General features: G+C 63.3%; 24 protein-coding genes, 3 tRNA genes and 1 riboswitch. Of the genes, 13 read left to right on the top strand and 14 right to left on the bottom strand.

Features of this window, described 5'->3' with window-relative positions; genetic code table 11:
• The first annotated feature begins 57 nt into the window (after positions 1 to 57).
• Both NK214_RS16790 and NK214_RS16785 read left to right on the top strand, forming a co-directional pair.
• Positions 58 to 405 carry a RidA family protein gene (locus tag NK214_RS16790; RefSeq protein ID WP_107798387.1) on the top strand — a complete coding sequence of 116 codons (348 nt, stop codon included), beginning with the start codon at positions 58 to 60 and terminating at the stop codon, positions 403 to 405.
• 189 nt (positions 406 to 594) lie between these two features.
• Complete coding sequence (locus tag NK214_RS16785; RefSeq protein WP_253315039.1) at positions 595 to 1,812, top strand: peptidoglycan DD-metalloendopeptidase family protein; 1,218 nt, start codon at positions 595 to 597, stop codon at positions 1,810 to 1,812.
• A gap of 4 nt (positions 1,813 to 1,816) precedes the next feature.
• Here the strand turns inward: NK214_RS16785 and miaA are convergent, their stop codons facing one another.
• The 4 genes from miaA to NK214_RS16765 form a co-directional block, all read right to left on the bottom strand.
• Positions 1,817 to 2,794 (bottom strand): tRNA (adenosine(37)-N6)-dimethylallyltransferase MiaA, encoded by a 978-nt coding sequence (miaA, locus tag NK214_RS16780; protein WP_253315038.1) that lies wholly within the window; start codon positions 2,792 to 2,794, stop codon positions 1,817 to 1,819.
• A gap of 215 nt (positions 2,795 to 3,009) precedes the next feature.
• The gene (locus tag NK214_RS16775) at positions 3,010 to 3,270 is read right to left on the bottom strand and encodes a cyclic nucleotide-binding protein (protein WP_107798390.1); all 261 of its coding nucleotides are present in this window, start codon (positions 3,268 to 3,270) and stop codon (positions 3,010 to 3,012) included.
• A 23-nt stretch (positions 3,271 to 3,293) separates the two neighbouring features.
• The gene (gene betA / locus NK214_RS16770; RefSeq protein WP_253315037.1) at positions 3,294 to 5,003 is read right to left on the bottom strand and encodes a choline dehydrogenase; all 1,710 of its coding nucleotides are present in this window, start codon (positions 5,001 to 5,003) and stop codon (positions 3,294 to 3,296) included.
• A 49-nt stretch (positions 5,004 to 5,052) separates the two neighbouring features.
• Positions 5,053 to 6,522: an aldehyde dehydrogenase family protein gene (locus NK214_RS16765; protein WP_253315036.1), complete on the bottom strand. Its 1,470-nt coding sequence runs from the start codon at positions 6,520 to 6,522 to the stop codon at positions 5,053 to 5,055.
• 325 nt (positions 6,523 to 6,847) lie between these two features.
• Here NK214_RS16765 and NK214_RS16760 point away from each other — a divergent pair, with 325 nt between their 5' ends.
• The 3 genes from NK214_RS16760 to NK214_RS16750 all read left to right on the top strand — a co-directional run bounded on the left by NK214_RS16760 (position 6,848) and on the right by NK214_RS16750 (position 10,142).
• Positions 6,848 to 8,656: a PAS domain-containing protein gene (locus NK214_RS16760; protein ID WP_253315035.1), complete on the top strand. Its 1,809-nt coding sequence runs from the start codon at positions 6,848 to 6,850 to the stop codon at positions 8,654 to 8,656.
• Positions 8,657 to 8,826: 170 nt separating this feature from the next.
• Positions 8,827 to 9,870 (top strand): DMT family transporter, encoded by a 1,044-nt coding sequence (locus tag NK214_RS16755; protein ID WP_253315034.1) that lies wholly within the window; start codon positions 8,827 to 8,829, stop codon positions 9,868 to 9,870.
• Positions 9,867 to 10,142: a hypothetical protein gene (locus tag NK214_RS16750; RefSeq protein WP_107798394.1), complete on the top strand. Its 276-nt coding sequence runs from the start codon at positions 9,867 to 9,869 to the stop codon at positions 10,140 to 10,142. Before NK214_RS16755 ends, NK214_RS16750 begins: the two co-directional genes overlap by 4 nt.
• Positions 10,143 to 10,508: 366 nt before the next feature.
• Here NK214_RS16750 and sbcB read toward each other — a convergent pair whose 3' ends face one another.
• The 3 genes from sbcB to NK214_RS16735 form a co-directional block, all read right to left on the bottom strand.
• Complete coding sequence (sbcB, locus tag NK214_RS16745; protein WP_253315033.1) at positions 10,509 to 11,924, bottom strand: exodeoxyribonuclease I; 1,416 nt, start codon at positions 11,922 to 11,924, stop codon at positions 10,509 to 10,511.
• An 82-nt stretch (positions 11,925 to 12,006) separates the two neighbouring features.
• Positions 12,007 to 12,795, bottom strand: coding sequence for an enoyl-CoA hydratase-related protein (locus tag NK214_RS16740; protein ID WP_253315032.1), 789 nt, complete (start codon positions 12,793 to 12,795; stop codon positions 12,007 to 12,009).
• Between the two features lie 30 nt (positions 12,796 to 12,825).
• Positions 12,826 to 13,614: an alpha/beta fold hydrolase gene (locus tag NK214_RS16735; protein WP_107798398.1), complete on the bottom strand. Its 789-nt coding sequence runs from the start codon at positions 13,612 to 13,614 to the stop codon at positions 12,826 to 12,828.
• Positions 13,615 to 14,262: 648 nt separating this feature from the next.
• Here NK214_RS16735 and NK214_RS16730 point away from each other — a divergent pair.
• Together NK214_RS16730 and NK214_RS16725 are read left to right on the top strand one after the other, a co-directional pair.
• Positions 14,263 to 15,441 (top strand): ABC transporter ATP-binding protein, encoded by a 1,179-nt coding sequence (locus tag NK214_RS16730; protein WP_107798400.1) that lies wholly within the window; start codon positions 14,263 to 14,265, stop codon positions 15,439 to 15,441.
• A 115-nt stretch (positions 15,442 to 15,556) separates the two neighbouring features.
• Positions 15,557 to 16,846 (top strand): FAD-binding oxidoreductase, encoded by a 1,290-nt coding sequence (locus NK214_RS16725; protein ID WP_253315031.1) that lies wholly within the window; start codon positions 15,557 to 15,559, stop codon positions 16,844 to 16,846.
• Positions 16,847 to 16,901: 55 nt separating this feature from the next.
• Here the strand turns inward: NK214_RS16725 and NK214_RS16720 are convergent, their stop codons facing one another.
• Positions 16,902 to 17,153, bottom strand: coding sequence for a hypothetical protein (locus NK214_RS16720; protein WP_107798402.1), 252 nt, complete (start codon positions 17,151 to 17,153; stop codon positions 16,902 to 16,904).
• A 95-nt stretch (positions 17,154 to 17,248) separates the two neighbouring features.
• Here NK214_RS16720 and NK214_RS16715 point away from each other — a divergent pair, with 95 nt between their 5' ends.
• The 3 genes from NK214_RS16715 to NK214_RS16705 all read left to right on the top strand — a co-directional run bounded on the left by NK214_RS16715 (position 17,249) and on the right by NK214_RS16705 (position 20,273).
• On the top strand, positions 17,249 to 17,638 hold the full coding sequence (locus tag NK214_RS16715; RefSeq protein ID WP_107798403.1) for a DUF1289 domain-containing protein: 390 nt from the start codon (positions 17,249 to 17,251) through the stop codon (positions 17,636 to 17,638).
• A 33-nt stretch (positions 17,639 to 17,671) separates the two neighbouring features.
• On the top strand, positions 17,672 to 18,253 hold the full coding sequence (locus NK214_RS16710; RefSeq protein WP_253315030.1) for a methyltransferase domain-containing protein: 582 nt from the start codon (positions 17,672 to 17,674) through the stop codon (positions 18,251 to 18,253).
• Between the two features lie 199 nt (positions 18,254 to 18,452).
• Entirely contained in the window at positions 18,453 to 20,273 is a 1,821-nt protein-coding gene (locus NK214_RS16705) for a methyl-accepting chemotaxis protein (protein WP_235089675.1), read from the top strand.
• Positions 20,274 to 20,338: 65 nt separating this feature from the next.
• On the opposite strand, the gene NK214_RS16700 is transcribed toward NK214_RS16705, so the two are convergent.
• From NK214_RS16700 to NK214_RS16675, 6 genes are all read right to left on the bottom strand, one after another.
• Positions 20,339 to 20,908, bottom strand: a complete 570-nt coding sequence (locus tag NK214_RS16700) for a TMEM165/GDT1 family protein (protein ID WP_253315029.1) — start codon at positions 20,906 to 20,908, stop codon at positions 20,339 to 20,341.
• A gap of 1 nt (position 20,909) precedes the next feature.
• Positions 20,910 to 21,092: riboswitch (yybP-ykoY riboswitch) on the bottom strand.
• Positions 21,093 to 21,130: 38 nt separating this feature from the next.
• Positions 21,131 to 21,586 (bottom strand): large conductance mechanosensitive channel protein MscL, encoded by a 456-nt coding sequence (gene mscL / locus NK214_RS16695; protein WP_107798407.1) that lies wholly within the window; start codon positions 21,584 to 21,586, stop codon positions 21,131 to 21,133.
• A 74-nt stretch (positions 21,587 to 21,660) separates the two neighbouring features.
• On the bottom strand, positions 21,661 to 22,509 hold the full coding sequence (locus NK214_RS16690; protein WP_253315028.1) for a DMT family transporter: 849 nt from the start codon (positions 22,507 to 22,509) through the stop codon (positions 21,661 to 21,663).
• An 89-nt stretch (positions 22,510 to 22,598) separates the two neighbouring features.
• Positions 22,599 to 22,674: transfer RNA gene (locus tag NK214_RS16685), tRNA-Asn, on the bottom strand.
• A gap of 27 nt (positions 22,675 to 22,701) precedes the next feature.
• Positions 22,702 to 22,777: transfer RNA gene (locus NK214_RS16680), tRNA-Asn, on the bottom strand.
• 34 nt (positions 22,778 to 22,811) lie between these two features.
• A tRNA-Asn gene (locus tag NK214_RS16675) sits at positions 22,812 to 22,887 on the bottom strand.
• Positions 22,888 to 23,082: 195 nt separating this feature from the next.
• Between NK214_RS16675 and NK214_RS16670 the strand changes: the two genes are divergently transcribed.
• From NK214_RS16670 to NK214_RS16660, 3 genes are all read left to right on the top strand, one after another.
• Positions 23,083 to 24,120 (top strand): folate-binding protein YgfZ, encoded by a 1,038-nt coding sequence (locus tag NK214_RS16670; RefSeq protein WP_253315027.1) that lies wholly within the window; start codon positions 23,083 to 23,085, stop codon positions 24,118 to 24,120.
• Positions 24,121 to 24,216: 96 nt separating this feature from the next.
• A complete protein-coding gene (locus NK214_RS16665) occupies positions 24,217 to 24,528 on the top strand; it encodes an H-NS family nucleoid-associated regulatory protein (RefSeq protein ID WP_227107266.1) in 312 nt (103 codons plus the stop codon).
• Between the two features lie 166 nt (positions 24,529 to 24,694).
• Positions 24,695 to 26,401, top strand: coding sequence for a hypothetical protein (locus NK214_RS16660; RefSeq protein ID WP_253315026.1), 1,707 nt, complete (start codon positions 24,695 to 24,697; stop codon positions 26,399 to 26,401).
• The last annotated feature ends 218 nt before the right edge of the window (positions 26,402 to 26,619 follow it).

Genomic DNA, 26,619 nt, shown 5'->3' with positions numbered 1-26,619 from the left:
CCGGCGCGGCCGGGTTAGAATCTTTGTCTTGTTCCGACTCACCCAAGGGGAATCCGCATGAGCATTTATCGTCACAAGCAGGGCGCGCGTCTGGCAGAAGCCGTGGTCACCAACGGCCTGATCTTCCTGGCCGGCCAGGTGCCGGAAAACACCGAGGCCGACGCCAAGGCGCAAACTGAAAACGTGCTGGGCCAGATCGACGCGCTGTTGGCGGAGCTGGATTCGGACAAGAGCAAGATCGTCGACGTCACCATCTTCCTGGCCAGCCTGGCCGATTACGACGCGATGAACGCCGCCTGGGACGCCTGGGTGCCGGCCGGCCATGTGCCGGCGCGCGCCACGGTGGAGGCCAAACTGGCCAACCCGGCCTGGAAGGTGGAAATCAAGCTGGTGGCCGCGCGCTGACATCGCCTCGCCGCCGCTACCGCCCACGTCCTGCGACGTGGGCTTTTTTTATCGATTTTTGCCGGCTGTCTGCTGAGCCAAAGGCCAGCAGGAAATAAGGATGGGGCTTTCTATAACCCTATGGTTTGCGGCGCAATGCTATTGGCATTGCGTCGCTTTGGTTTTTCCCAACCAGGAATGGAGCCCGAAATGAAACAAGCAGCTCTGATGATGGCCGTATTGGCGGCCTTGGCCGGCGGCGCGCAGGCGGAATCAAAGCAGCCGGACCCCTTATTGCGCCAGGCGGCGGTCAAGGCCTTGCAGCCCATGCTGCCGCTGGCCAAGGGGGAGGTGCTGGACATGCTGGTGGAGGTCAACCGCGACAGCGCCGACGGCGGCTGGGTGCTGGGATCGGTGACCCAGCCGCTGCCGACGATGACCACGATCGCGGCGATGGATCATGTGCCGGTGTCCAGGCTGTTCCTGGCGCGCCGCGACGCGCAGGGCTGGACGCTGGAACTGGAAGGCAGTCCGGGCTTCGCCGCGATGCTGAGCCTGGCGCCGGCCGATTGGCTCAACGCGGACGAGCGCCGCGCCTGGGGCAGCCAGTCGGCCAGGCCGGGCTTGCCGTTCGCGCCCAACGCCACCGGTCTGGGCCTGCCGTGGCGGCAGGGCGCGGCCTGGCGTATGACCGGCGGCCCGCACGGCTATAGCGGGGAAAGCCAGCCTTACGATTCCATCGACTTCGCCGGCGGCGACGGCAGGGTGTTGGCGCCGCAGGCCGGGGTGATCTACAAGAGCTGCGTGCGCGGCGGCAGCGGCCTGGTCAAGCTGGTGCACGACAACGGCTTCTCGTCCACTTACTACCATATGATCAATCTGAACACGCTGGCGGACGGGACGCGGGTCAATCCGGGCGCGTATCTCGGCACCATAGGCAACGGCCTGCCGTGCGGCGGCAGCACCACCGGCCCGCACGTGCATTTCTCCCTCTTGTATCAGGGCCGGGCCGAGCCGGTGAACGGCAAGCTGTTCGGCGGCTGGCAGTTCTTCGCCGGCAACCGCGCCTATCAGGGCTATGCCTTGCGCAACGGGACGCGGGTCAATGTCGGCGGCCTGCTGAACAATTACGGCGGCGGAGGCGCGCCGGCCGGCGCCAGCGGCGTGGCGACGCCGGCGAAGGGCGAGGGAAGGGTGAACCTGCGCAGCGCGCCCAGCCTGAGCGCCGGCATCACCGGCGCGGTCAGCCGCGGCGACAGCGTCGCCTTGCAGTGCCATGTGCGCGCCGAGGCGGTGGAGGGGGTGTGGGGCCGCACCGATGTGTGGAACCGCACCCGCGGCGGCGACTGGATCAGCGACGGCTTCCTGGACACCGGCAGCAACGGGCCGGTGGTGCCGCTGTGCGCGTCGGCCAGCCGGCCCTGGTGAGTGATTAATACACGCCGTCGAAACGCAGGCCGGCGGGCAGGGGCTCGCCGGCCTGGAAGGCGGCGACGGCGGCGCCCAGCTGTTCGGCCAGGCCGTCCCGCTGGGCGTTGACCGGCACCAGGTCCAGGCTGCGCATCCAGGTCAGCTGGCGCTTGGCCAGCTGGCGGGTGGCGGCGACGCCTTTGTCGATGAAGGTTTGCTCGTCGCCGACGCCGTCCAGGTATTCCCAGGCCTGGCGATAACCAACGCAGCGCATCGACGGCAGCTCCAGCGTCAGCGCCGGATAGGCGGCGCGCAAACGCCGCACTTCGGCCAGGAAATCCTGTTCCAGCATCAGTTCGAAACGCTGCGCGATGCGTTGGTGCAGCCAGCCGCGCTCCGCCGGCACCAGGCCCAGCGACAGCAGGCGAAAATCCGCCGCGGCTTCCTTGCCGCGCGCCAGCAGCCGCGACATCGGCTCGCCGCTGAGCAGGCAGACTTCCAGTGCGCGGTGAATGCGCTGCGAATCATTGGGATTGAGGCGGGCGGCGGTGTCCGGGTCCAGTTGCGCCAGCCGCGCGTGCATCGCCGGCCAGCCGGCCTGGGCCGCGTCGGCGTCCAGCTGAGCGCGCAGCGCCGCGTCGGCGCGCGGCAGGTCGGACAAGCCCTCCAGCAAGGCCTTGTAATACAGCATGGTGCCGCCCACCAGCAGCGGCAGCCGGCCGCGGCCGTTGATCTCGCGGATCAGCCGGTTGGCGTCGGCGTGGAACTGGGCGGCGGAATAGCTTTGCAGCGGGCTGATGATGTCGATCAGATGATGCGGGCATTGCGCCATTTCCGCCGCGCTGGGCTTGGCGGTGCCGATGTCCATGTCGCGATAGACCAGCGCGGAGTCCACGCTGATGATCTCCACCGGAAAATGGCGGGCCAGCTCCAGCGCCAGGCCGGTTTTGCCGGAGGCGGTGGGGCCCATCAGCAGGATGGCGTGCGGGGTATCGTTCATGGGCGGGTCTTGCGGTTCAATCGACGGATTGTCGCATAAGCGGCCCATGGGCGGACAGTGCCGCCCAGGACACGCAAGGTGTCGACGATGGGCTGCGCGTCGACGGGATGGCGTGGGCATGGGCCTTGGAACCGTCTGCAAAATGCCCGTGCGCCATGTGTGACTTCCGCGTTCCCCGCCGCAAGGCCTGGTCTCGCTAGAGGGTAAACACGCGCTCAGGCCCCGGATTCGGGCGCCGGCAGCGCCCGGCGGCGGCTGGCGCGCCACCAGCCGCCCAGGGTGATCAGGAACCACATGCACTGATTGACGAAGGACGCCAGGTTGAAGTGGTTGGACAGCGAAATCAGGATGCAGACCGGCCCGATCAGGTTCAAGGCGAAGTAGCGAGGGTCCGAGGTGCGCAGGCCCAATAGCTGGTTGCCCAAGTAGGCGCCCAGATAGCTGATGACGCCGATCAGGCCGATGAGGTCGTACATATGGGCTCCTTGGGCCGTGGCGTTTACAAGGGGGCGGTTTGCGCCGCGGCCGTTTCGGCGACGGGGTCTCGATCCCCGCCGGCCTGGTAGAACGGCGCGTTCGAGCGAGGCAGCGGCGGCAGTTGGCGGATCAGGTCGGCGATCTTCTCCGCCATCATGATGGTGGGCGCGTTCAGATTGCCGGTGACGATGCGCGGCATGATGGACGCGTCCACCACGCGCAGGCCGGTCAGGCCGTGCACGCGGCCCTGATGATCCACCACCGCCGTCGGATCGGCGGCGCTGCCCATCTTGCAGGTGCCGGACGGATGCAGCGCGGTTTCGGCGTGGGTTTTGACGAAGCGGTCGATCTCGCTGTCGCTGGCGACCTTGTCGCCCGGCTGGATTTCCCGGCCGCGGAAGGCGGAAAGCGCGCGCTGGCCGACAATCTCGCGCGTCAGCCGCACCGCGGCGCGGAACTCCCGCCAGTCGGTGTCGTGCGCCATATAGTTGAATTGCAGCAGCGGCTTGTCGCGCGGGTCGCGGCTGGCCAGCTTGACGTGGCCGACGCTGGGCGAGCGCATCGAGCCGACGTGGCATTGGAAGCCGTGCATCTTGACGGCGTGGCTGCCGTCGTAATTCACCGCCAGCGGCAGGAAGTGGTATTGCAGATTGGGGAAGGCGAAGCGCTCGTCGCTGCGGATGAAGCCGCCGGCCTCGAAGTGATTGCTGGCGCCCGGGCCGCTGCCGTTCAGATACCACTGAGCGCCGATGCGGGCCTTGTTCCACCAGCGCAAGGACGGGTATAGCGACACCGGACGCAGGCATTCGTACTGCAGATACATTTCCAGGTGGTCCTGCAGATTGGCGCCCACGCCGGGCAGGTGGGCGACCACGCCGATGTCGTGACGGCCGAGTTCGGCGGCGTCGCCGACGCCGGAGCGCAACAGCAACTGCGGCGAGGCGATCGCGCCGTTGCAGACGATGACTTCGCGCAGGGCGCGAACGCGATGGCTGCGGCCGCCCTGCAGGTATTGCACGCCGACGGCGCGCGCGCCGTCGAACAGGATGCGGTCCGCCAGCGCGCGGGTCCGCACCGAGAAATTGGCGCGGTCGCGAGCGGCGTCCAGATAGGCCAGCGACACGCTGCAGCGCCGCCCCTGGGCGGTGGTGGTGCGGTCCATGGGGCCGAAGCCTTCCTGACGATAGCCGTTCAGATCGTCGGTGCGGGCGTAGCCGGCTTGTTCGCCGGCTTGGATGAAGGCTTCGAACAAGGGGCTGATGCCGGCCTTGGGCGTGGTGACGTGCAGCGGCCCGTCGCCGCCGTGGTAGTCGTTTGCGCCCTTGTCGTAGCTTTCCGCCTTGCGGAAATAGGGCAGGCAGTCGGCGTAGCTCCAGTCGCCCAGCCCGGGCAACTCGGCCCAGCCCTGGTAGTCCAGCGCGTTGCCGCGGATATAGACCATGCCGTTGATCAGCGAGGAGCCGCCCAGGCCCTTGCCGCGCGCCTGGGCCATGCGGCGTCCGCCCATATGCGGCTCAGGCTCGGTCAGATAGGCCCAGTTATAGGTGCGGCCTTGCAAGGGGTAGGCGAGGGCCGCCGGCATCTGGGTGCGCCAGTCCAGACGCCAGTCCGGGCCGCCGGCTTCCAGCAGCAGCACCTTGACGCCGCTGTCTTCGCTCAGCCGCGCCGCCAGCACGCCGCCGGCGGAGCCGGCGCCGACGATGATGTAGTCGAATTCCTGAGTGGTGCTCATCTTGATTCTCCTTATCGGTGAACGAAGGCGGTACCGGGTGAATGGACCCTCAGGCGCCAAACCACCCCATCGGCTTGGGCGCCAGATTGATGTAGCTGTGCTTGAGCTCGGTGTACTCGTCCAGGCCGATGCGCGACAGCTCGCGGCCGATGCCGCTGGATTTGAAGCCGCCCCAGGGGGCTTCGGGGAAATAGGGGTGGTAGTCGTTGACCCAGACGGTGCCGAAGCGCAGCGCGCGGCTCATGCGGTTGGCGCGGGCCAGATCCCGCGTCCACACCGCCGCCGCCAGGCCGTAGGGCGTGTCGTTGGCCAGCTGCAGCGCTTCGGCCTCGTCGCGGAAGCGCTCCACGGTGATGACCGGGCCGAAAATCTCCTCTTTGGCGATGCGCATGTCGGCGTGGACGTCGACCAGCAGCGTGGGCTGCAGCCAATAGCCTTTGCGATAGCGTTCGCCGTCCGGACGGCCGCCGCCGTAGACCAGGCGGGCGCCTTCCTCCACGCCGGCGGAGATCAGGCTCAGGATCTTGTCGTGCTGCTGGGCGGACTGCACCGGCCCCATCTGAGTGTCCGGCTGCTGGCCGGGGCCGACGACGATGCGCGGCAGCCGTTCCGCCAGCCGGTTCACGAAGTCGTCGTGAATCTCGTTTTGCAGCAGCAGCCGCGAACCGGCCGAGCAGACCTGGCCGGCGTGGAAGAAGGCGGCGTTCAGCGCGTAGTCGACGGCGGCGTCGAGGTCGGCGTCGGCGCAGACGATGTTGGGGTTCTTGCCGCCCAGCTCCAGGCCGATGCGTTTGAAGTTGGCGCTGGCGGCGCGCATGATGCTGGCCCCCGCCTGAGCGCCGCCGGTGAAGGACAGCAGATCCACGTCGGGATGCTCCGCCAGTTCGGCGCCCGCCTCGGCGCCGCCGCTGACCAGGTTGAACACGCCCGGCGGCAAATCCAGCTCGGTCAGCAGCTGGGTGAAGCGCCAGCTGCTGAGCGGGGTCAGGCTGCTGGGCTTGAGCACGACGCAATTGCCGGCGCCCAGCGCCGGCGCGATCTTCCAGGCCGCTTGCAGCAAGGGGTAGTTCCACGGGGTGATCAGGCCGCAGACGCCCACCGGCTCGTGCAGGGTGCGGCTGATCACCTGCTCGGGCGCCGGGTTGACCTGGCCGTTCTCGGTGGCCACCAGGCCGGCGAAATAGCGGAAGGTGGCGGCGATGTCGCCCATGTCGGTGCGGCTCTCGCTCAGGGTTTTGCCGGTGTTCAGCGTCTCCAGTTCGGCGAGGCGCTCGCTGTCGCGCTCCACCAGTTGGGCGATGTCCAGCAGCAGGCGGCTGCGTTGGCGCTGGGGGGGGAGCCGCCAGGGGCCGTGATCAAACGCCGCGCGGGCGGCGGCGATGGCGGCCTGCGCATCGGCGCGGCCGCCGTCCGCGGCGACCGCGATCTCGCTTTCGTCGCAGGGATTGAGAATCTGACGGGTTTGCCCCTTGGCGGCGTCGCGCCATTGGCCATCGATGAAGAGCTGGGTAGAGATCATGGCAGCCTCACGCAAGAGATAAAATTAACCATTGGTAAATAAATTTACCTTTGGTTTAATTGTAGTGTCGATTCGGCGTGGCCGGCAATCCGTAATCGGCTATGGCAATGATGGATGTATTGAGTTTGGCTATATTGGCGAGGTTCAAGCCGGGCCGGAGGCCGGCCTGGCTTGCTTGGCTGTCGGGCTTTTGCTTCGCTTCGGGATTTTTCCGGCCTGAGTTAACATGGCCGGCTGACAGCCGCAGGCTGTGGCGCGCGCGCATTGGCGCGCCGAATTCGCATTCAATTACCCAGGAGGCGCGGCCGTCGCCGCGACCAGTTGCGTGTCGTCAAATCAAGTCAGCCAAACCCTTGTTCCCGCCGGGGATGAAACCTTCGCCACCCGCCTGAAGGAGGTGCTGGGGCGCAAGCGCGTCATGCTTAAACAGGTGGCGGAAGCCCTGGGCGTATCGTCCGCCGCCGTGCACAAATGGACGCGCGGCGGGGAAATCGAATATCGCAAACTGCGGGTGTTGGCGGATTTTCTGGGCGTGAACTGGATCTGGCTGCGCTACGGCGAGCAGGCGGTGCTGGATCTGGCGACGGCGACGACGACGGATGCGCAATTGACCGAGATCCGCCGCAAGCATCTGGCGGAGATCATGGAAAGCGAAGCGCGGATGAAGTTCGCGCAGAAGGTGTCCGGCATCGTCACCTGGGAGTGGAACATCCTGAGCGACGCGGTGGCTTACTCCGCCAACGCCGAGCACTTGTTTGGCCGCCCGGTGCGCCTGCTGTCCGATTTCTGGCTGGCGCTGGATCCGGCCGACGCGCCGGCCTTGCGCGCCAAACTGGAGGCGTGCCTGAACTCCGGCGCGGCTTACGAGGCCGAGTTCCGCGTGCGCTGGCCGGCGGGCGACACGAGATGGATCGCCTCGCGCGCCACCTGCGTGCTGGACGCCGACCGCCGTCCGGTGAAGATGATAGGCGTCAGCTTCGACATCACCCAGCGTTGCCTGGCCGAGCAGGCCTTGCGTCAGAACCAGGCCATTCTGGACAAGGCGCAGTCCATCGCCCATTTGGGCAGTTGGTTCTGGGATGTGCGCAAGGACGACTGCATCTGGTCGGATGAGGCTTACCGGATTTTCGGCTGGCAGCCGCAGGCCTTCAAGGTGACGATGGAGCGTTACTTCGCCGCGATGGCGCCGGAGGACCGGGATCGCATCGATCGGGCCATCCGGCGGGCGATCGATGAGCGCCAGCCTTATTGTGTGGAGTACAGCATCCTGCTGCCGGACGGCCGCCGCCGCCAGATTCACGAGGAGGGCGAGGTTCTATACGGGGAAGGGCGGGCGGAGGCCATGATAGGCGCGGCTCAGGACGTCACCGACAGCCGGCAAGCCGCGGTGGCCTATAGCGAAAGCGAGGAGCGTTTCCGCGAGGTCTTCGAGCAGGCGGCGCTGGGCCTGGCGCATCTGGGCCTGGATGGTCGATGGCTCAAGGTGAATCGCCGTCTGGCCGAGATGACGGGCTACGCGCCGTGGGAGATGGAGGGGATGAGCTTCCAGCAACTGACCCACCCCGACGACCTGGAGGACAATCTGCTGCGGCTGGATCAGTTGCTGAGCGGAGAGGTCGCCAGTTTTTCGCTGGAGAAACGCTTGCTGCGCAAACAGGGCGGCCATGTCTGGGTGAACGTCAGCGCCTCGTTGAGCCGTCACCCGGTGAGCGGCGAGCCCTGGCATTTGATCGCCGCGGTGGAGGAGGTGGCCGCGCGGCGCGAGGCGCGCCGCGCGCAGGAGGAAGCCCGGTTGCGCAGCGAATTGGCGCTGCAGTCCATCGGCATGGCCAGTTGGGAATGGGATCTGGGCGCCGGGCGGCTGCGCTTGTCGCCGCAGGCCGCGCGGCTATTGTTCGGCGAGGCTTTGGAGGAGACGACGGAGCAGCGCTTTCTGGATGGTTTGCGCATCGCCTCGCGGCAGGGATGGCTGGACAGCCTGGAGGCGATTTTCAATATTTCCAGCCGCGCGCAGCTGGATGTGTCGTGGCATGGCGAGGGCGGCAAGACTTTGCCGCTGGTCTTGTCGCTGGTGGCGCAGCGCGGGAGCGACGGCGCGCTCAGCCGCCTGATCGGCGCTTTGGGCGCGCGCTGATCTCGGCCGCGGCTAGGTGTGGACTAATTGACTGTTGGTGAAAAAATTAACTTATGGTAATTTTTGACCCTCGTCTGGCAAGGCAGATGGATTTCGTCTTGTTGCGTTCGAACCCAGAATAGGCGCCGCTGGAAGCTTGGGCGGCGTCCGACAACAGGAGCTGACGCGCTATGAACAGCATGCACAGACAGCGGTATCTTCGCCGCCGAGCCCGCTGGGGTTATGGCTGGGCCTTGTGGGCGGCGGTGTTGTGGGGCGCATGGTATGTGCCCGGCGCCGCGGTGTGGCACGAGGCGCCGCTGGCCGGGCTGACGCGGGGGCGGCCCGAGTGGTTTCTGATGGCGGCCGCGGTGTTGACGGCCTTTCACGCCTGCCTGGTGGCGGCGTTTCAATTGTTGTGGCTGGCGGCCTTGGGCAAGCTGGCCGACTTCTTCCGCACGCTATGGCGCTTCGGCGGCATTTCCAAGTGGTATTTCCTGGCCGCGGTCTTGGGCGGCCTGATGGCCAATTTCGGCTCATATCTGGCGATGGGTTATGTGGGCGCGGTGTTCGCCGCGGTGGCGGGCCTGTTGTATCCGGTGGTGGGCGCGGCCTTGGCGCGCTTGTGGTACCGCGAGCGGATAGATCGGCGCGCGGCGCTGGGTATCGCGGTCATCGTGCTGGGCGGAGCGGCGATTTACGCGCCGGGTCTGCTTGGGGACCTGAGCGGCGACGGCGACGCGCGCTGGCTGGGCTATCTGGGCGGCGCGCTGGCGGCGCTGGGCTGGGGACTGGAGGGCGCCATCGTCGGACGGGCGATGGATGTGACCGATCCCGATTGCGGGGTGGCGATCCGCTATCTGGCCGAGGCCCTGTATTGGCTGCTGCTGATTCTGCCGGCGCTGGCCTGGCTGACGCCCTTGCCGGTGTATGCGCTGGCTGGCGAGCTGTGGTCGTGGCGGCCTATGCTCTATCTGACGGTGGGCGGGCTCAGTTTCGCTTTCTGCGCCGTGGCCTGGTACAAATCCTTTCCCTTGATCGGCGTTGGGCGCGGCCAGGCGATCGGCGCTTTCTACGCGCTGTTCGCCACCTTGTTCACCGCCGCGTTCACCTTGAATTTTCCCGAGTGGCATTTTCTGATCGGCTTGGCCCTGGTGATTCTGGGCGGCTTCGTCATGGTGTCGGACAGCGAGCGCCATCCCGGTGCGGTGCGCAATGTGGAGGGCGGGGCGTGAAGGTGCACATCAAGGGTTTTATCCTGCAGGCTTTGGCCAGGCAGCCGGGCTTGTGGGACGTGGATCTGGCCCGGCGTATCTGCCGGGAGTACCGCAAACCGGAAGACGCTTACTGGCTGGGCATGGTGAGGGCCTGCCTGGCGGATTTGAGCGCCAGCGGTCTGGTGGTGGCCTTATGCGAACGTTGGCAGGAGGAGGGCGCGCGCCTGCTGTTCAATTATCGGGTCAGCGAGTTCGGGCTGGAGCGCATGCGGCAGACCGGTTTGGTCTAGATGCCCGCGCAAAGCCTCGCGAGCAAGAGTGAGACAAGACGATAACGGCTAGAAGGCGGAATGTACTCGTGGCGCATGAGCATGTCGAAGACGGGTTCAAGGCCCCGTTCTGGCCATCTCGCCGACGCGCGGCAGACATTGAACCGCTTTTAAGGAGAAGGGCATGTCCGACTATTGGGGTTATGAAGGCGCATCCACGCTGGCGATGGTTGTGATTGTGGGTTTGAGCCTGGCGGCTTTATTCGTCGCCAGGCGTTATGTGAGAACGCTATAGCCCTGAAGACAGGCCCTGCGCCGCGCGCGCATTCCGTTTTCTCCGCCGCAAGGGCTTGTCCCGCCCTTGCTCTCAGGCTTTGAACCGACTTTTTACAGTTGCGCGGCGTAGGCTTCCAGCTGCGCCAGCACGTCTTGCGCTTTTTCGCTTAGCTCGCCGGCGCGGGCTTCCTCCAGTTCCTGGCGGAATTGCCGGACATCGCGGCCGGGTCCGCCGTTGAGCTTGGCTTGACGCCATGTCTGCCAGCGTTCTTGCTCTTCGCCGGATAGGGAGCGTGGGAAGTTGCGCGCGCGGTAGCGGAATAAGAGTTCGGCCAGCTGCGGGTCTTCGAAGAAGGCCATCTCGCCGGTCAACTGGTCGGCCGACATGCGGCGCAGCTTGGTCAGCACTTTGCGATCGTTGTTGGAGACGAAGCCGCCGTAGAGATTTTCGTCGACGTCGCGCGGCTCGCCGGTTTCGCGCTTATACACCTTGCGCCAGACCGGGCTCAGATCCGGCAGCGCGCCGGCGTAGTCGGCGTGGCGCTGAACCTGCTCCATGTCCACGCCCCAGTGCGCGGCGCGCTCCGGGCTCAACACCTTGAGGTTGGCGACCACGAACGGCGATTTATTGATGTGCACGGTTTTGAGCGGCAAACGCTGCACGCCTTCCGGCAAATCTTCGCTGCGGGTGTACAAGCGCTCTCGGATGGCGTCCGGGCCCAGGCCTTGCAGTTCGCGAGGGTCGTGGGCCAAGTCCCAGACAATCACCTCGTTGGCGTTGTAGGGGTGGGCCGCCAGCGGCCAGACCACGGCCATATTGCCGCGCTCGGCGCCGTACATGCCGGAAACGTGCAACACGGGTTTGGGCGCGTGGAGGCTGAGCTGGACCTTGACCGCGTCTTTCTTGCGCAGCGACAGGTAGAAGTCGAACAGCTTGGGCTGGTGTTGTTTGATCAGGCGCGCCAGCGCGATGGTGGCGCGCACGTCGGAGAGGGCGTCGTGGGCGGCTTCGTGCGCCAGGCCGTTGGCGGCGCTCAAATGCTCCAGTTTGAAGCTGGGGCGTCCATCCTCGTGCTGCGGCCATTGGATGCCGTCCGGGCGCAGCGCGAAGGTGGCGCGGACCAGGTCCAGCAGATCCCAGCGGCCGCATTGGTTCTGCCATTCGCGCGCATAGGGGTCCATCAGATTGCGCCAGAACAGGAAGCGGGTGACTTCGTCGTCGAAGCGGATAGAGTTGTAGCCGACGCCTATGGTGCCCGGCGTCGCCAGCTCGCGTTCGATCACGCCGGCGAATTCGTGCTCGGCCACGCCGTGCTGCAAACACCATTGCGGGGTGATGCCGGTCAGCAGGCAGGCCACCGGAGACGGCAGGTAGTCGGGCGCGGGCCGGGCGTAGAGCATGACCGGTTCGCCGATTTCATTCAGCTCGGCGTCGGTGCGGATGCCGGCGAACTGCGAGGGGCGATCCTGGCGCGGCACGGCGCCGAAGGTTTCGTAATCGTGCCAGAAGAAGCTGTGGTTGGACATGGCGGCAACAATGCGGTGAAGTTGGCCGCATTGTCGCACCCATGGCGCGGCAGGGCCAGCCGCGCCGTTCCCCGCCGCTTGTTCAATCCATCCACGAGGGCTTGCGCGTTTCCAGCATGGCCTGAACGCCCTCGCGGCCTTCCTCGCTCAGGCGGATGGCGACAATGCGCTGGATGCAGATTTCCATGCCGTCTTCCCCGACGCCCAGGCCGGCGATGTCGGCCAGCAGCCGCTTGGCTTCCAGCATCGCCGCCGGGCTGTTGATCAGCAGATGGTTGATCAGGAAGTCCACCGCCATGTCGAGCTCATCGCTTTCCACCACCTGATGCACCAGCCCCAGGCGTTTGGCCTTGCCGGCGTTGAAACGCTCCGCGGTCATGAAGTAGCGGCGCGTCGAGCGCTCGCCGATGGCGCGGACCATATAGGGCGCCACCAGCGCGGGGATCACGCCCAGCTTGACGTCGGAGAAGCTGAACAGCGCTTCGGAGCTGGCGATGGACACGTCGCAGCAGGCGACCAGCCCCGCGCCCAGGCCGAAGGCGGAGCCCTGTATCTTGGCGATGGTGGGCTTGGGCAAGGTGTCCAGCGTGCGCAGCAGCTTGGCCAGCAGGCGGGCGTGGCGCTCCAGTTCCTCGCGGCCGAAGCTGGCCATCCGTCGCATCCAGTCGATATCGTGGCCGGCGGAAAAGCTGATGCCGCTGCCGGTCAGCACCACGGCGCGCACGCTAGCGTCTTCGGCCAGGGTTTCCAGCATCGCGGTCAGCAGGCCGACGCTGCTGTCGTCCAGCGCGTTCAGCAGTTCCGCGCGGTTGAGGGTGATGGTGGCGATTCCCTTTGAATCAACGGCAAGCAAAACGGACTCGGCGGTCATTCGGTTCTCCTTGTTCTGATAATGGGCGTTTCAGCCGTGGCCAAAACGGATAATGCTGCGGACAAAGGCGTCCGCGGCCTCGATGTGCAATACATGGCCGGTGCCCGGCAGAATTTCCAGCTGCGCGCCGGGCAGCCGTTCGCGCAATAGTTCGGCTTGATACAAGGGCGTCAGGCGGTCTTCGTCGCCAACCAGTATATGGCAGGGCATGCTCAGCTCGTGCAGCCAGGTGCGCGCGTCGTGCTCGGTGACGCCGGCGATCAGACGTATCACCGCGTCCCAGTCCACCATGCCGGCGATCAGCTTCATATCGTCGAGCATGGCGGCGTTGCTGGCGAGAAATCGGCTGGAAAACAGCCAGGGCACGCTGACCGCGTAACGCAAATCCAGCCCGCCGCTGCGGTTGGCCGCAATCCAGCTGTCGCTGATATGGTTGTTGACGCTGTCGGCCCAGGCCAGCGTGGCGGCCAGCAGCAGCCGCGACACGCGCTCGGGATGACGATGGGCGAAGTGCTGCGCCACCATGCCGCCGTAAGACAAGCCGGTGAGATAGACCTCCGCAATGCCCAAATGATTCAACAGACCGGCGGCGAGGTCGGCTTGTTCGCTGAGCGGATATTTGTCGCCGCCGGGTCGGTCGCTTTGGCCTTGGCCGAGAAAGTCGAAGCGCAATAGCTGGAAGTGCGGTTCCAGTTGCGGCTGCAGCAGGGCCCAGGCGGCGGTGGACATGGTGATGCCGTTGAATAGCGCCAGAACTTGGGCGCCCTGTCCGCTGAGTTCGTAATAGACCTTGTGTCCGGCGATTTCGGCATAGGGCATGGCGGTATTCCTTTGGTCAGGCGTTGCGCGGCGTCAACATGCATGCTTCATTCTAGAGCGCGTCGGCGTTTGCGGGGCAATTTGCTGGCGACGCGGACGCCTGGCGAGGACGCGGCGCCGCGCGCGCCGGTCTGCCTGCGGTGGAAAAGGGTAAAGTGTTTGACGAATTAAACAATGATGGTGGGGTTTTCGCCGCCGGCGTCTTAGGGGAAAGGGCCGGGTTTTCGGGTTTGACCGGCCAGCCTGGGTGAGGCGCGCGCGCCACAGAGGCGATAAATTTTCGAGAGCGTTTGCACTAGATATTGTCAAATTTATTAAACGTGGCATAGGCTTCTGTTCAAGACTAAAACGACAAAGGCGCTCGCCGTCGTCGCGGCCGCCGGGCCGTGTTCGCATTAAGCGCCGTACAGAGGAGACATCATGTTGGCAATAGGCACGGCGGTGGCGGCATGGCCACGCGCTCTCGCGGCGGGACCGCCGGCCGGCGCGGGACGCCGGACGGATTCTTGAACCCATGCGCGCGGGCCCAGGCCGGCGCGATCATCCAGCAAGGCATTCGATTGCCGCCGCGCCGCCTCGAGACGAGGCCCGCGCGGCGGACGCAGCCGGCCCGCGCCGCTGCGGAATTGCAATAGAGGGAACGACTCAATGACGCAAGCTATTGCCGCCAAACCGGCCCAGGCCGCTTTTTCCGCCCACAACGCCCAGGCCGCCGGAACCCAGGCCGACGCCGACAAGGCTTATCTGCGCATTGCCGGCGTACTGAAAAAGTTCGGCGATCATGTCGCTGTGGATCATGTGGATCTGGATATCCGCAGAAATGAAATCTTCGCCCTGCTAGGCAGCTCCGGCTGCGGCAAGTCCACCTTGCTGCGCATGCTGGCGGGCATGGAGACGCCGACTTCTGGTCGCATCATCCTGGACGGGGAGGACATGCAGGGCCTGCAGCCGTACGAGCGGCCGGTGAACATGATGTTCCAGAGCTACGCCTTGTTTCCGCATATGACGGTGGAGCAGAACGTGGCGTTTGGCCTGAAACAGGACAAGGTGCCGCGCGAGGAGATCGCGGAGCGGGTGGGCAAGATGCTGGATCTGGTGCAGATGCGCAAGTACGCCAACCGCAAGCCGCATCAATTGTCCGGCGGCCAGCAGCAGCGGGTGGCGCTGGCGCGCAGCCTGGTCAAGCGGCCCAAGCTCTTGCTGCTGGACGAGCCTCTGGGCGCTCTGGACAAGAAGCTGCGCCAGCAGACCCAGCTGGAGCTGGTCAATACCATCGAACAGGTGGGCGTGACCTGCATCATGGTGACTCATGATCAGGAAGAGGCGATGACCATGGCCAGCCGCATCGGCATCATGAGCGAAGGCTCCTTGTTGCAGGTGGGCACCCCGTCCGAAATTTACGATTACCCCAGCTGTCGCTTCACCGCGGAATTCATCGGCGAGAGCAATATTTTCGAGGGCGCGGTGGTGGTGGACGAGCCGGACCTGGTCGAAGTGCGCTCGCCGGAGCTGGGCGGGGACATCCGCATCGACCACGGGATTACCGGCCCCAAGGGCATGCACGTCTGGGCCAGCATTCGGCCGGAAGACGTGAGGCTGGACATCAAGCCGCTGCCGGCGGGCCCCAACGTCGCCGCCGGCGTGGTGGAGGACATCGCCTATCTGGGCAGTTATTCCATCTATCACGTGAAACTGGCCAGCGGCAAGGTCGTCAAATCGGTGGTGCCGTCTTCGCGCTGGTATGATGCGGGCGAAACCGCGCCGACCTGGGGAGATCCGGTCTTCGTCAGTTGGCGCCAGGATGTACCGGTGGTGTTGACGCGCTAGCGCCCGCGCACGCGCCGCAGCGGATGCCGCACGGCATCCGCTTTTTCTTCTCTTTCCCGAGGCGTTTGGTCCGCCCGGCTTTGGCCGCCATTCCTGTTTTCATTGAGAGGTCTTCATGTTTAGCTTTGCCCATCAGGCTCACGCTCCATCCTATTACGCCGCCACCGCTCTGCCCTGGGAGCCCGGGGCGGCGCTGGAAGGCGTCGTCGACTGCGATGTCTGCGTGGTGGGCGGCGGGCTGGCGGGCTTGTCGGCGGCGCTGAATCTGCGCGAGCGCGGATTCTCCGTGGCGCTGCTGGAGGGGGCGCAAATCGGCTTCGGCGCCTCGGGGCGCAACGGCGGACAGGTGATTTCCGGATTCGCTTGCGGCGTCGACACGCTGCGCGCGCAATTGGGCGACAGCCTGGCCAAGCAGATGTGGGACATGTCGGTGGAGGCGGTGGACATCATCGAACAACGGGTGAACCGGCACGGCATCGATTGCGATTGGCGGCGCGGCTATGTCAGCGTGGCGGTCAAGCCGCGGCATATGCAGGAGTTGGAGGACTGGCAGCGAGAGGCGGCGCAGGCCTATGACTATGGCGGCATGCAGCTGTGGGACCGAGACGAACTCAGGACCCGGCTGGCCAGCGATCGCTACCAGGGCGGGTTGTACGACCCGCGCTCCGGCCATCTGCACCCATTGAACTACACACTGGGCCTGGCCCGCGCCGCGCGCGAGGCGGGGGTGGCCATTTACGAGCAAAGCCCGGCGCTGCATCTGAAGCGGGGGGCGCGGCCGCAAGTGGCGACGGATCGGGGCGTGGTCAATTGCGACCAGCTGGTGTTGGCCTGCAATTCCTACATCGGCGCGCTGGTGCCGGAGCTGGAACGGCGTATCATGCCGGCCGGCACTTATGTGATCGCCACCGAGCCCTTGGGGAAGGAGCGGGCCGAGGCCTTGATCGCCAACGATATGGCGGTGTGCGACACCAATTTCGTGCTGGATTACTATCGTCTGTCCGCCGACCACCGCTTATTGTTCGGCGGCAAGGTCAGTTACTCCGGACGCGAGCCGGCCCATTTGGCCGACGGCATGCGCAGCGATATGCTGCGGGTGTTTCCGCAACTGGCCGACGTCAAGATCGACTATGCCTGGGGCGGTTTTTGCGACATCACGGTGAACCGCGCCCCTGACTTTGGCCGTTTGGACGGCAATGTCTATTATCTGCAAGGCTTTTCCGGGCACGGCGTCAACATCACCGGCCTGGCCGGCAAGGTGGTGGCGGAGGCGGTGGCCGGAGACGCTTCGCGCTTCGACCTGTTCGCCAAGATTCGTCATAATCCCTTCCCCGGCGGCAAATGGCTGCGCACGCCGGCCTTGGTGCTGGGCATGGCTTATTTCCGGATGCGGGATTATTTATAAGCGGGCGTCGTCGCGCCGCGGACCCTGGGCAGCCTTCGCGCTGCCTTTTTATTTTTCAGGTGGGGTCCAGATAATCGTAGCCGCCCCAATCCAACGCGTAGGCGGTATGGTTGTCCGCGGTGCGGACGGGTTTGAGCAAGCCGTTTTGCTGCATGTAGACTAGGTGCTCGTGAACGTCGGCCGCGCTGTATTCGCCGCCGGATTCGCGCGAGAGCGCCTGAAACAGTTTGTGTTCGTCTAGATACTGGATGTGCATGGTCTGCAGCAGGCGTAAGGTGCGGAAAATCAAGGTTTCATTGCGGGTCATGACAGCGGATATTTTATTTTTATGACTATTCATTTATCTGACACTTTAGTTTGGCGCGTCAAGAAATATGACATTATTGTTTCAAGGGCTGGGGCATGACGACGGAGCGCCCTGATTCGCCTTGCATCGCCGTGTGTTCCACCGCGGTGGGCGACGATATCTGCCGCGGCTGCGCGCGCAGCTTCGACGAGATCTCGCAGTGGTGCTTCATGGACGCGGAGGAGCGGGAGCGGGTGTGGTTGCAGCTGCCGCTGCGTCAGCGCGGATTGAAGATCGCCGCGGTGTTCTCCTGCCTGCCGGAGCTTCATCAGGGCGAGGATGGGGGCGAGTGGATGAGCGTGCCCTGCCTGCCCTTGTGGTTCCGCATGGAGGGGAACTGCCTGCGTTGGCTGCGGGCGGGAGAGCCGGCGTGTCAGCGCGATTGCGCCGGCTGGAGTCCGGCGCAGGTGGCCGCCTTTTTGCGCGAGCAGGCGGGCGTTGAATAGAACGAGGGGAAGGCGATGGCGCAGGACAGTTCTTTGACCGAGTTTTGGGATGTGCGTTATCGCGACGGCGTGACGCCTTGGGAGGGCGCGCGGCTGAGTCCGGAGGCCCTGGCGTTTTTCCAAGCTCAGCCTGCCAGTCGAATCTTGCTGCCCGGCTGCGGCAGCGCCGGAGACTTGCCCCTGTTGCTGGACTGCGGCCATCAGGTGCTGGCCGTCGATTTCAGCGCGCAGGCGGTGGAGATCGCTCGCGCGCAGTGGCCGCAGGCGGCCGCCCATATCCGGCAGGCGGACTTTTTCGCCGTCGAGGAAACGCCGTCTTTCGACATGGTGTTCGAGCGGGCCTTTCTCTGCGCGTTGCCGCCCCGCCTGCATGTCCGCTATGCGGAAAAGATGGCGCGCTTGTTGCGCCCCGGCGGCGCGCTGCTTGGAGTGTTCTTTATCGCGGACACGCCGCGCGGCCCGCCGTTCGGCTTGGGCATGTCGGCCTTGAGCGCTTTGCTGGAGCCGGCTTTCGTGTTGGAGAGTTGCGCGCCGCAGGCGGAGGGCGTGCCGGTGTTTGGCGGTCGGGAGTGCTGGATGGTGTGGAGAAGGCAACACGGAAACGGGGATTTGTAATACATTGACATGGCCTATTTGATGATAATCAATAGTCAGCCAACTATTCCAAAAACAAGGCCGCTATCGCTTAGCATGGCTGACTGAAGTCAATAAACAACAATAATTCTAGATAACAGCGACGGGCGGGCCCGAAGCGCCGGAGGGCGCGGGGCCGGCACCAGCCGCTGAACGGGATTGCGGAGCAAGAGGAGAAGTCATGCAGTGGTTCTGGCGCGTGTATACCCTGGTGGAAAAGACTTTCTGGGATACGTTGACCAAGAAATTGTGCAGTTTCTTTTTCATCAGCGTGTTTCAGCTGGGCATGGTGGCTTATGTTTATTATGTGCTGGAAAACATACGGAGTTCGCTGAAAGGGCAGGTCGCTTCGCCCCAGGTGTTGGCCGGCATCGAGTCCAGCATCGACGGCGCGCTGTTTTGGACGATGGCGCTGTGGGTGGTCAGCGTCGCTTTCATCGCCTTCATGGTCTGGTATCTGCGCTTCCTCATCGTCAGACCGCTGAAAATGATTATCCGGATTTTCAATGAAATCGGCGCCGGCGAGGGGGATCTGTCCAGAGACATTCCCACCATCACCCATGACGAAATCCGCGAATTGTCGCTGTCGTATAACCGTTTCCTGCTGAAAATGCGCGAGATCATCAGCAATGTGCGGTTGATGACGGTGCGGATCGCGATGGATTCGGCGCGCACCCGCAAGAACGTGGTCGAATCGCTGGAGGGCGCGCGCAAGCAGGATCAGCTGGCGACGCAGGTCCGGGCCGCCAGCGATCAGAGCACCGAGGGCGTGGGCCAGGTCACTGAGCAAACCCAGGCGATCTCGTCCACTACGCTGGCCAATCTGGATGTGGCGCGGGAATCCTACGCCGAACTCAAGTCCGTGGCGGAGAGCATCTACGGCATCAACCAGAAAGTGGGGCATTTCAATCACACGGTGGATGACCTGAGTCAGCGCTCCTCCAGCATCAAGACCATTGTCGATCTGATCAAGGACGTGTCGGACCAGACCAATCTGCTGGCCTTGAACGCCGCGATAGAGGCGGCGCGGGCCGGCGAGAGCGGACGCGGTTTCGCCGTGGTGGCCGATGAGGTGCGCAAACTGGCCGAGCGGGTCAAAAAGGCCACCGACGAGATTTCGCATAATATCGACGGCATGTTGGGGCTGGTGTCGGAGACCCAGGTGGAAACCGCGCAGATCACCGAGGACACCAAGTCGGCGCGGGAGATCGTCTCCAAGGCGTCCGACCATTTCAGCAAGATGATGGGAGACTTCGAAACCACGGCGAGCAGTCTCAGCCAGATCGCCGCCACCATGTCGGAGTTCGTCGCCTCCAATGGCCAGGTCAATCTGCATGTGGCGGAAATCCACGAACTGGGCCATCAGGTGACGGACCGTCTGAACCATACCGAAGACTCGGCCACCAAATTGTCCGGCGCGGCGGAGCAGGTGCAGCAACTGGTGGCGCGCTTCATTCTGGGCGAGGGCGAGTTCGACCAGATCATGCAAACGGCCCGCGAGGCGCGGGATGAATTGCAAACCATGATGGCCGCGCAACTGGCCGCGGGCGTGGCGCTGTTCGATCAGAATTACCAGCCCATCGCCGGCGCCAAGCCGGCCAAGTTCCGCACTCAGTACGACGCCAAGCTGGAAAAACTAATGCAGCCGGTGTACGACCGCGCCGCCAAGTCCGTGCCCGGCGGCGTGTTCTGCCTGGCGGTGGACACCAACGGCTACGCGCCGACCCACAATAGCTGGTATAGCCAGCCCTTGAGCGGAGATGCGGCCAAGGACCTGATCAACAGCCGCGACAAGCGCAAGTTCGCCGATGCCGCCGGTTTGCGGGCCGCGCGCAGCACGCAGTCTTTCCTGCTGCAGACGTATACCCGCGACACCGGGGAGGTGCTGTCGGAAGTGGTGCTGCCCATCATGTTGTCCGGCAAGCATTGGGGCGGCTTCCGCCTGGGCTTCAACCCGGAGCAGCTGTTGGAGGCGCTTGGGCGCGGAGCTACCCGGACTTGAAGCGCCGCAGGTCGGCAGGAAAGCAAAACGGAGGCCGCGGCCTCCGTTTTGTTTTGAGCGTTGCCTCAGATCTGCAACGGGCTTAGCAGGGTGATAATGCCCAGGCCGGCGAACAAGAGCGCGGCAATGGTGTGCACCAGCTTTTGCGGCAGCTTCTTCGCGGCCACCTCGCCCAAGAGCACCGCGGGCACATTGGCCAGCATCATGCCCAGCGTCGTGCCGGCCACCACCAACAGCAAGGCCTCGGGAAAGCGCGCGGACAGCGCGACGGTGGCCAGCTGCGTCTTGTCGCCCATTTCCGCGATAAAGAAAGCGATACAGGTGGTGCCGAACACGCCGAAGCGCTCCATGAGCCGGCTGTCTTCATCCAGCTTGTCCGGAATCAGCATCCAGCCCGCCATGGCGAGAAAGGAAAGACCCAAGCCCCAACGCATGAAGTCCGGTCCTATCTTGCTCATCAGCCAGTGACCCACCGCGGCGGCGGCGAAATGATTGAGCAAGGTGGCGACGAAGATGCCCAGAACGATGGGCATGGGTTTGCGGTAGCGGCCGGCTAGCATCAGGGCGAGCAATTGGGTTTTGTCGCCGATTTCAGCCAAAGCGACGATGCCGGTGGAAATAAGGAAGGCTTCCATGAAAACTCCGGGGGCTGCGCATACGCCATGACAAGCCCGCGCCGCAGCCCCGCGTTGCGCAGACATGTCATGGGTCTTGCCAAACGGAAGTTTTCGTCGCATGCGCCATGGCCGCGATGGCCAAGCCTGTTGACGCATGCCGGCGCTGAAAACCGCGCCGAGGCTACTCCCCCAGAACCAGCCGATTCTAAATCAGTTGGCGTAGCGGGGCAATCTCCGCTCTTAGAGTTGGGATGTGCACTGCGGGCATCGAGAGGCTTTTTCCGGAATGCTGGACACGCAGAACGGGCATTCCTTGGTGGCGGGGGCCGGCGCGGCGGCCGGTTCTTCGCGCTTCAGCCGATTGATGGCCTTGACCAGCATGAAGATGGCGAAAGCCACGATGGTGAAGCTGACCATGGCATTGATGAACAGGCCGATATTCAGCGTGACGGCGCCGGCCTGTTTGGCCGCGGCCACGGACACATAAGGCCCAAGCTGTTTGCTGCCTTCTTTTAGCACGAAGAACATATTGGAGAAATCGACGTTGCCGATCAATAGGCCGATTGGGGGCATGATCACATCGTCGACCAGCGATTTGACGATGGCGCCGAAAGCGCCGCCGATGACGACGCCGACCGCCAGATCGATGACATTGCCTTTCATGGCAAATTCTTTGAATTCTTTAATAATGGACATGGTTGGCCTCTGTTTAAATAGCGTTAAGCATTATAGGACATTCGGCCGCCGTCGCTCCACCGCGGGTCTTTCTATCAAGCGGCTGAGCGTGAGCGGACGGGCAGGCTGCCAAGCAAGGCGCCGCCAAGAATGAGCACGATGGCGGTCAGAGCGACGGCGTTCAATTGACCCTGGCCGCTGCTTATCAGTAGCAAGGTGGACAGCAGCGGCGTGGCGTAGGACAGGGAGCCGATCTGCCTGGGGTCGCCTTCCTTGAGCGCGCGGTCCCATAGAAAGAAGGCGCCGCCCATCGGCCCGATGCCGAGCAGGATCAGGGCCAGCCATTGGCCGGCGCTGGGGGCGACGCTGGGTTCGAACAGGGCGTGACACAGCAAGGAGAGCAGGCCGGACAGCAGGCAGAAGCCGCCCACCGCGCTATTGGGAAAGCTGGGCAGCCTGCGGGTCAGCAGGCTGAAGGTGGACCACACCACGGCGGCGGCGATGGCGAGCAGATAACCGGCGAGATGGCTGCTGGACAAGGCGAGCTTGCCCCCGCTGACAATCAGCGCCGCGCCGCTGAAGCCCAGCGCGCCGGCCAGGATGTGGCGGCCATGCAGCACGGTGCCCGGCACCAGGATGGGGGAGAGCATGACGATCAGCAGCGGCCACAGGTAATTCAGCAGATTGGCTTCCATCGCCGGCGCGTGCCGAAACGCGAAGAACAGCAGGAAGTGATAGCCGAACAAGCCGTAGATCCCCACCAGCAGGGTGGGCGCCGGGACTTTCCAGTCGCGGTAATGGCGCAGGCTGAGCAGGCTGCCGATCAGCAGACAGACGCCAACGACGAAGAAAGGGGGAAGCGAGCGTGTTTGAGCGCCAAGCGCGGCCAAAGAGGCCCAGAGCAGGATGGCGCCCCCGGCAAAGGCAATCGGTCTGGAAATCATTATTATTCCAATGGGGAGGGTGGGCCGATTGTAAAACGGAAGCGAAAATGGAAAAAGCCACAATCCGGAGATTGTGGCTTTTGAAATTTTGGCTCCCCGAGCAGGGCTCGAACCTGCGACCTGCGGATTAACAGTCCGTCGCTCTACCAACTGAGCTATCAGGGATCATAATGCGGTGATGCGGGCTTGTTTTGGCTCCCCGAGCAGGGCTCGAACCTGCGACCTGCGGATTAACAGTCCGTCGCTCTACCAACTGAGCTATCAGGGAATGGAAAACAAGCAATTCTCAAACTGGGCCGGAGTGGCTCCCCGAGCAGGGCTCGAACCTGCGACCTGCGGATTAACAGTCCGTCGCTCTACCAACTGAGCTATCAGGGATTTGAGTGAGGGCGAACTATAGCGTCAGCATGTCGGGCTGTCAACACTTGCGCGGCTGAAAATCGCTTGCGTCTGTCGGGCGGCTTGGACGCGGCGTTGACGCCCGCAATTCACCGCTGGCGAAGGGAGGCGGCGGCGCGTTAAAATTTCGTTTGTTGACAATGCGGGAATAGCCGCGTTTTTGAGGTGGGTTAAATGAATCTGGACGGTAAGCTCAGGCTGGATGCGCGCGCGGAGCGGGCAAATAAAGATGCGGCGGAAATGAATGTTCATTTGCGGCAGTTGGAGTCTTTGCGCGCAGGCGCCGCAATATCGGTTCTGGATAAGCATAAAATCATCCAGGTGGCGGGAGAGGACGCGGAGGCCTTTTTGCAAGGGCAGCTTTCCAGCGATGTGCGGGAGTTGTCGGACGAAAGCCATGCCCAGTACAGCAGTTACTCTTCAGCCAAAGGGCGAATGCTGGCCAGCTTCCTGGTTTGGCGGAGCGACGGCGTTTATTGCCTGGCGGTGTCGGCGGATCTGGCCGAATACGTGGCCAAGCGCCTGAGCATGTTTGTCTTGCGCTCCAAGGTGAAGGTATCCATTGCGGATAATCTGACCTTGATTGGCCTTGCGGGCGCGACGGCGCTGAATACGTTGGCCATTGAGCCGGCATTGGCGGCAAGCGTTGGGCCGCGTGAAATGATTCGAGTGGAATTGGGCCTGTTGATAGGCCTGCCCGGGGCGGGCTGGGTGCTGGCGGTGGATGAAGCCGGCGCAGAGCAGCTTGGCGCAAGGCTGACGGATACGGCGAGCCTGGTGTCCTCCAGCGTTTGGGACTGGCGGGATATTGACGCGGGCATCCCTTGGGTCAGCCTGGCGACTCAGGAGCAGTTTGTGCCGCAAATGGCGAATATGGAATTGATTGGCGGGGTAAGCTTTAAGAAAGGCTGTTACCCGGGGCAGGAAATCGTCGCCAGGTCGCAGTATTTGGGGAAAATGAAGCGCCGCATGTTCAAAGTGGCATTTAAACAGCCGCTCGCCATCGGTGCCAAACTCTATAGCCCGTCCGTGGCGGGGCAGTCGATTGGCATGGTGGCTGCGGTTTGCCAAGTGGTGCCGGATCAATATGAAGGCTTGGCCGTGGTTCAATTTCAAGCCTGGGAAGAAGGTATTTACGCTGACGAGGCGTACACAATAAGGCTTCAACAACTGGAGCTGCCCTATTCCTTGAATGAGGGGGCTGAGAATTAATTGATAATTTCTGTTTTGTTTCCTTGACTTGAGTGGAAAGGCTTGGCTACATTATCATCTGTAACGCACCACTACTCTTACAATATATTTGGGAACATGCTAATGGAACTGTCGAAATTGGATTTTACTCAGCTGGTGGCTCTGCGCGCCGATGTCGAAGCTGAAATCAAGCGCCGCGAAAGCGAAGAAAAGTCCAAAGCCAAGAAACAAATCATTGAACTTGCTCGCGCTTATGGTCTGAGCGTGGAAGAAGTGCTGGGCAAAACCGGCGGCGTGCGCAAGCCGGTGGAAGCCAAGTATCGTCACCCGGCCAGCCCGGAACTGACTTGGACCGGCCGCGGCCGTAAGCCGGTGTGGGTACAAGAGTGGATCTCCAGCGGCAAAGCCCTGGACGCTCTGGCTATCTAAGCAAACTGCGGGTTTGCAATGAATTTCGAAAGCGCCTGTCATGGGCGCTTTTTCTTTGTCCGACGGCCAGCGGGCCGGCTTGCGGCTTGCTATAAATGGATGTAGCGTTCAAGCTGTTTCGCGTAGTGATTGAAATGTGCTGACATTGTCTTGAGAGTGGGCGGCTATGCTGGATTTTTTTTCAAGAGGGGCTAAAGGTCGCTCCGACCCGTTGGCCAGCGCGGAAGCGGCCAGGGAGTTCGTGGCGGCTTTGAAGAAGGAGCATGGGGCGGCCGCGCATGAGCGCGTGGTGGCCTTGCTGTCGCCATTGGAGTTGGATTGGCACAATATCTCGGTGGATCGCGTCGAGGCGCTGCTGGCGCTGAATCAAGAGACTGAGTCGCTGCACGAAAACCTCTGCGCGCAATACTTGCTGAATACGCGCATGCCCAAGGCGCTGGAAGCGCAATTGCGAAGCCAGATACTGGCGTACGGCAAATGCTTCATCGATAGTTATCAGCATGTGCTGACGGTCGACGCCGATTCCGTTGAAGGCGCCAAGGTGCTGACGCTGCTGCCCATCGTGCTGTCGCGGATGATGTTCTATCTTGGCGAGCATGCGCGTTGGCATTGGATTCGAAGCTTTAATCCGGAAGAGGCGTTTTGGCTGGGGGTCAACCAGCTATATTGGTTCGCCGAGCATCATGGTTGCGATTCCGTGCCGGTGTTTCTGTTCGGCGATGGTCAGCCTGCGACGACGGTTCAGGATCAATTCCTCATCTTGCATATGCTCGCCGTGTTGACCGGGGGCAATCTCAGCGCCAGGCAATTGCACTTCGCCTATCAATTGCTGCAAGTGCTTAGCAACCGTATGTCATTAACCCGGGCTTGCGCGGAACATTCTAGTTTTGTGGTCTCTTTAAAAGGACCGCATCCCGCGGCAAGAGCGTCGGGCGGGCTGGTGGACGAAGCCGCGCGCTACTGGGGGACAACGGATCTGGTCGAAATCCTGCATGGCTGGAGCATTGTATTGGACGCCGGCAGAGTGCCGCCTGAAATTAAACGCATGATGGAGCCGGGCATAGACGCCAATACCTTGCGCGCTTTGATGCGGGAGTGGGCCCCCCAGCAAATGCGTTTTGAAAGGGCGGAGCGGGTGCCCGTTTCCGGGCAGAGCATAGAAGTGGCGTATCGCCTGCCCGTGCTGCACCGTTTGATTCGGGTCGTGGACGAGGCCAAGCAAACGGGCGCGCTGGAAGACGGTAATTTCGATGATGCGGCCAATATCCGTATTTATGGCTTCGTTACCACCAGGAAGCGGGACAAGGGCGCGCCGATGCCTGGGCTTGCCTTGGGCGGGGAGGCTGTTTCTCAGCCGGCAAAAGAAGAGTTTTCGCGCTGGGAAGTCGACAACGTCAGCCAAACCGGACTGGGTGTGACTTTGGGGGCGATGGGGAACGAATGGGTGGGCCTGGGCGCCTTGATCGGTTTTCGCGAGAAATCGGTGGATGGCTGGAGTCTGGGCGTGGTGCGCCGAGTGAAGCGTAATTCGGCGGATCAGATCTACCTCGGGGTTGAAACCCTGAGTAGAAGACCGGTGGCGGCTTCGCTGCGGCCAACCGATGTGAGGCTGATCGATCCCACTCTGCCGCCTGAACAGGTTTGGCTGGCCGGGCATATCGCCTTGTTCGTGCCATGCCAGCGCTCGGGCAAGGTAGTGAACGCCTTATTGCTGCCGTTATCCTTATATGTGTTGGGCAAGGAATTCTACATGACGGCCAAGGGCAAGCATTTCCAACTCTCCTTGGGCAAGGTGATGGATAAGGGCAGCGATTGGTGCTTGATCGAGGTGGAATTGGTCCAGGCTTTGGAAAAGTTGCCGGTTATGCCGTGACTTTCCATCATTAAAGGTGAGATTGAGAACGGGCCGAAGCTAAGCTTCGGCCCGTTTTTCATGGTTCGGCGGGGCGGTTGAGGCGTGCCGGCAAATACCCCTTTCGGATATTTCTTGTCGCATCAAGGGTTTGCCCTGTGAGACCCGCTTTTGTTGAGGTTTTTCTCGCAAAAGGTGTTGACGGGTTTAGGGGCCTGACGTATAGTTCGCCTCCTCAG

Origin of the sequence: Chromobacterium sp. S0633 (assembly GCF_024158805.1) — a bacterium.
Lineage (GTDB): Bacteria > Pseudomonadota > Gammaproteobacteria > Burkholderiales > Chromobacteriaceae > Chromobacterium.
This window is presented reverse-complemented; position numbering and strand designations above follow the sequence as displayed.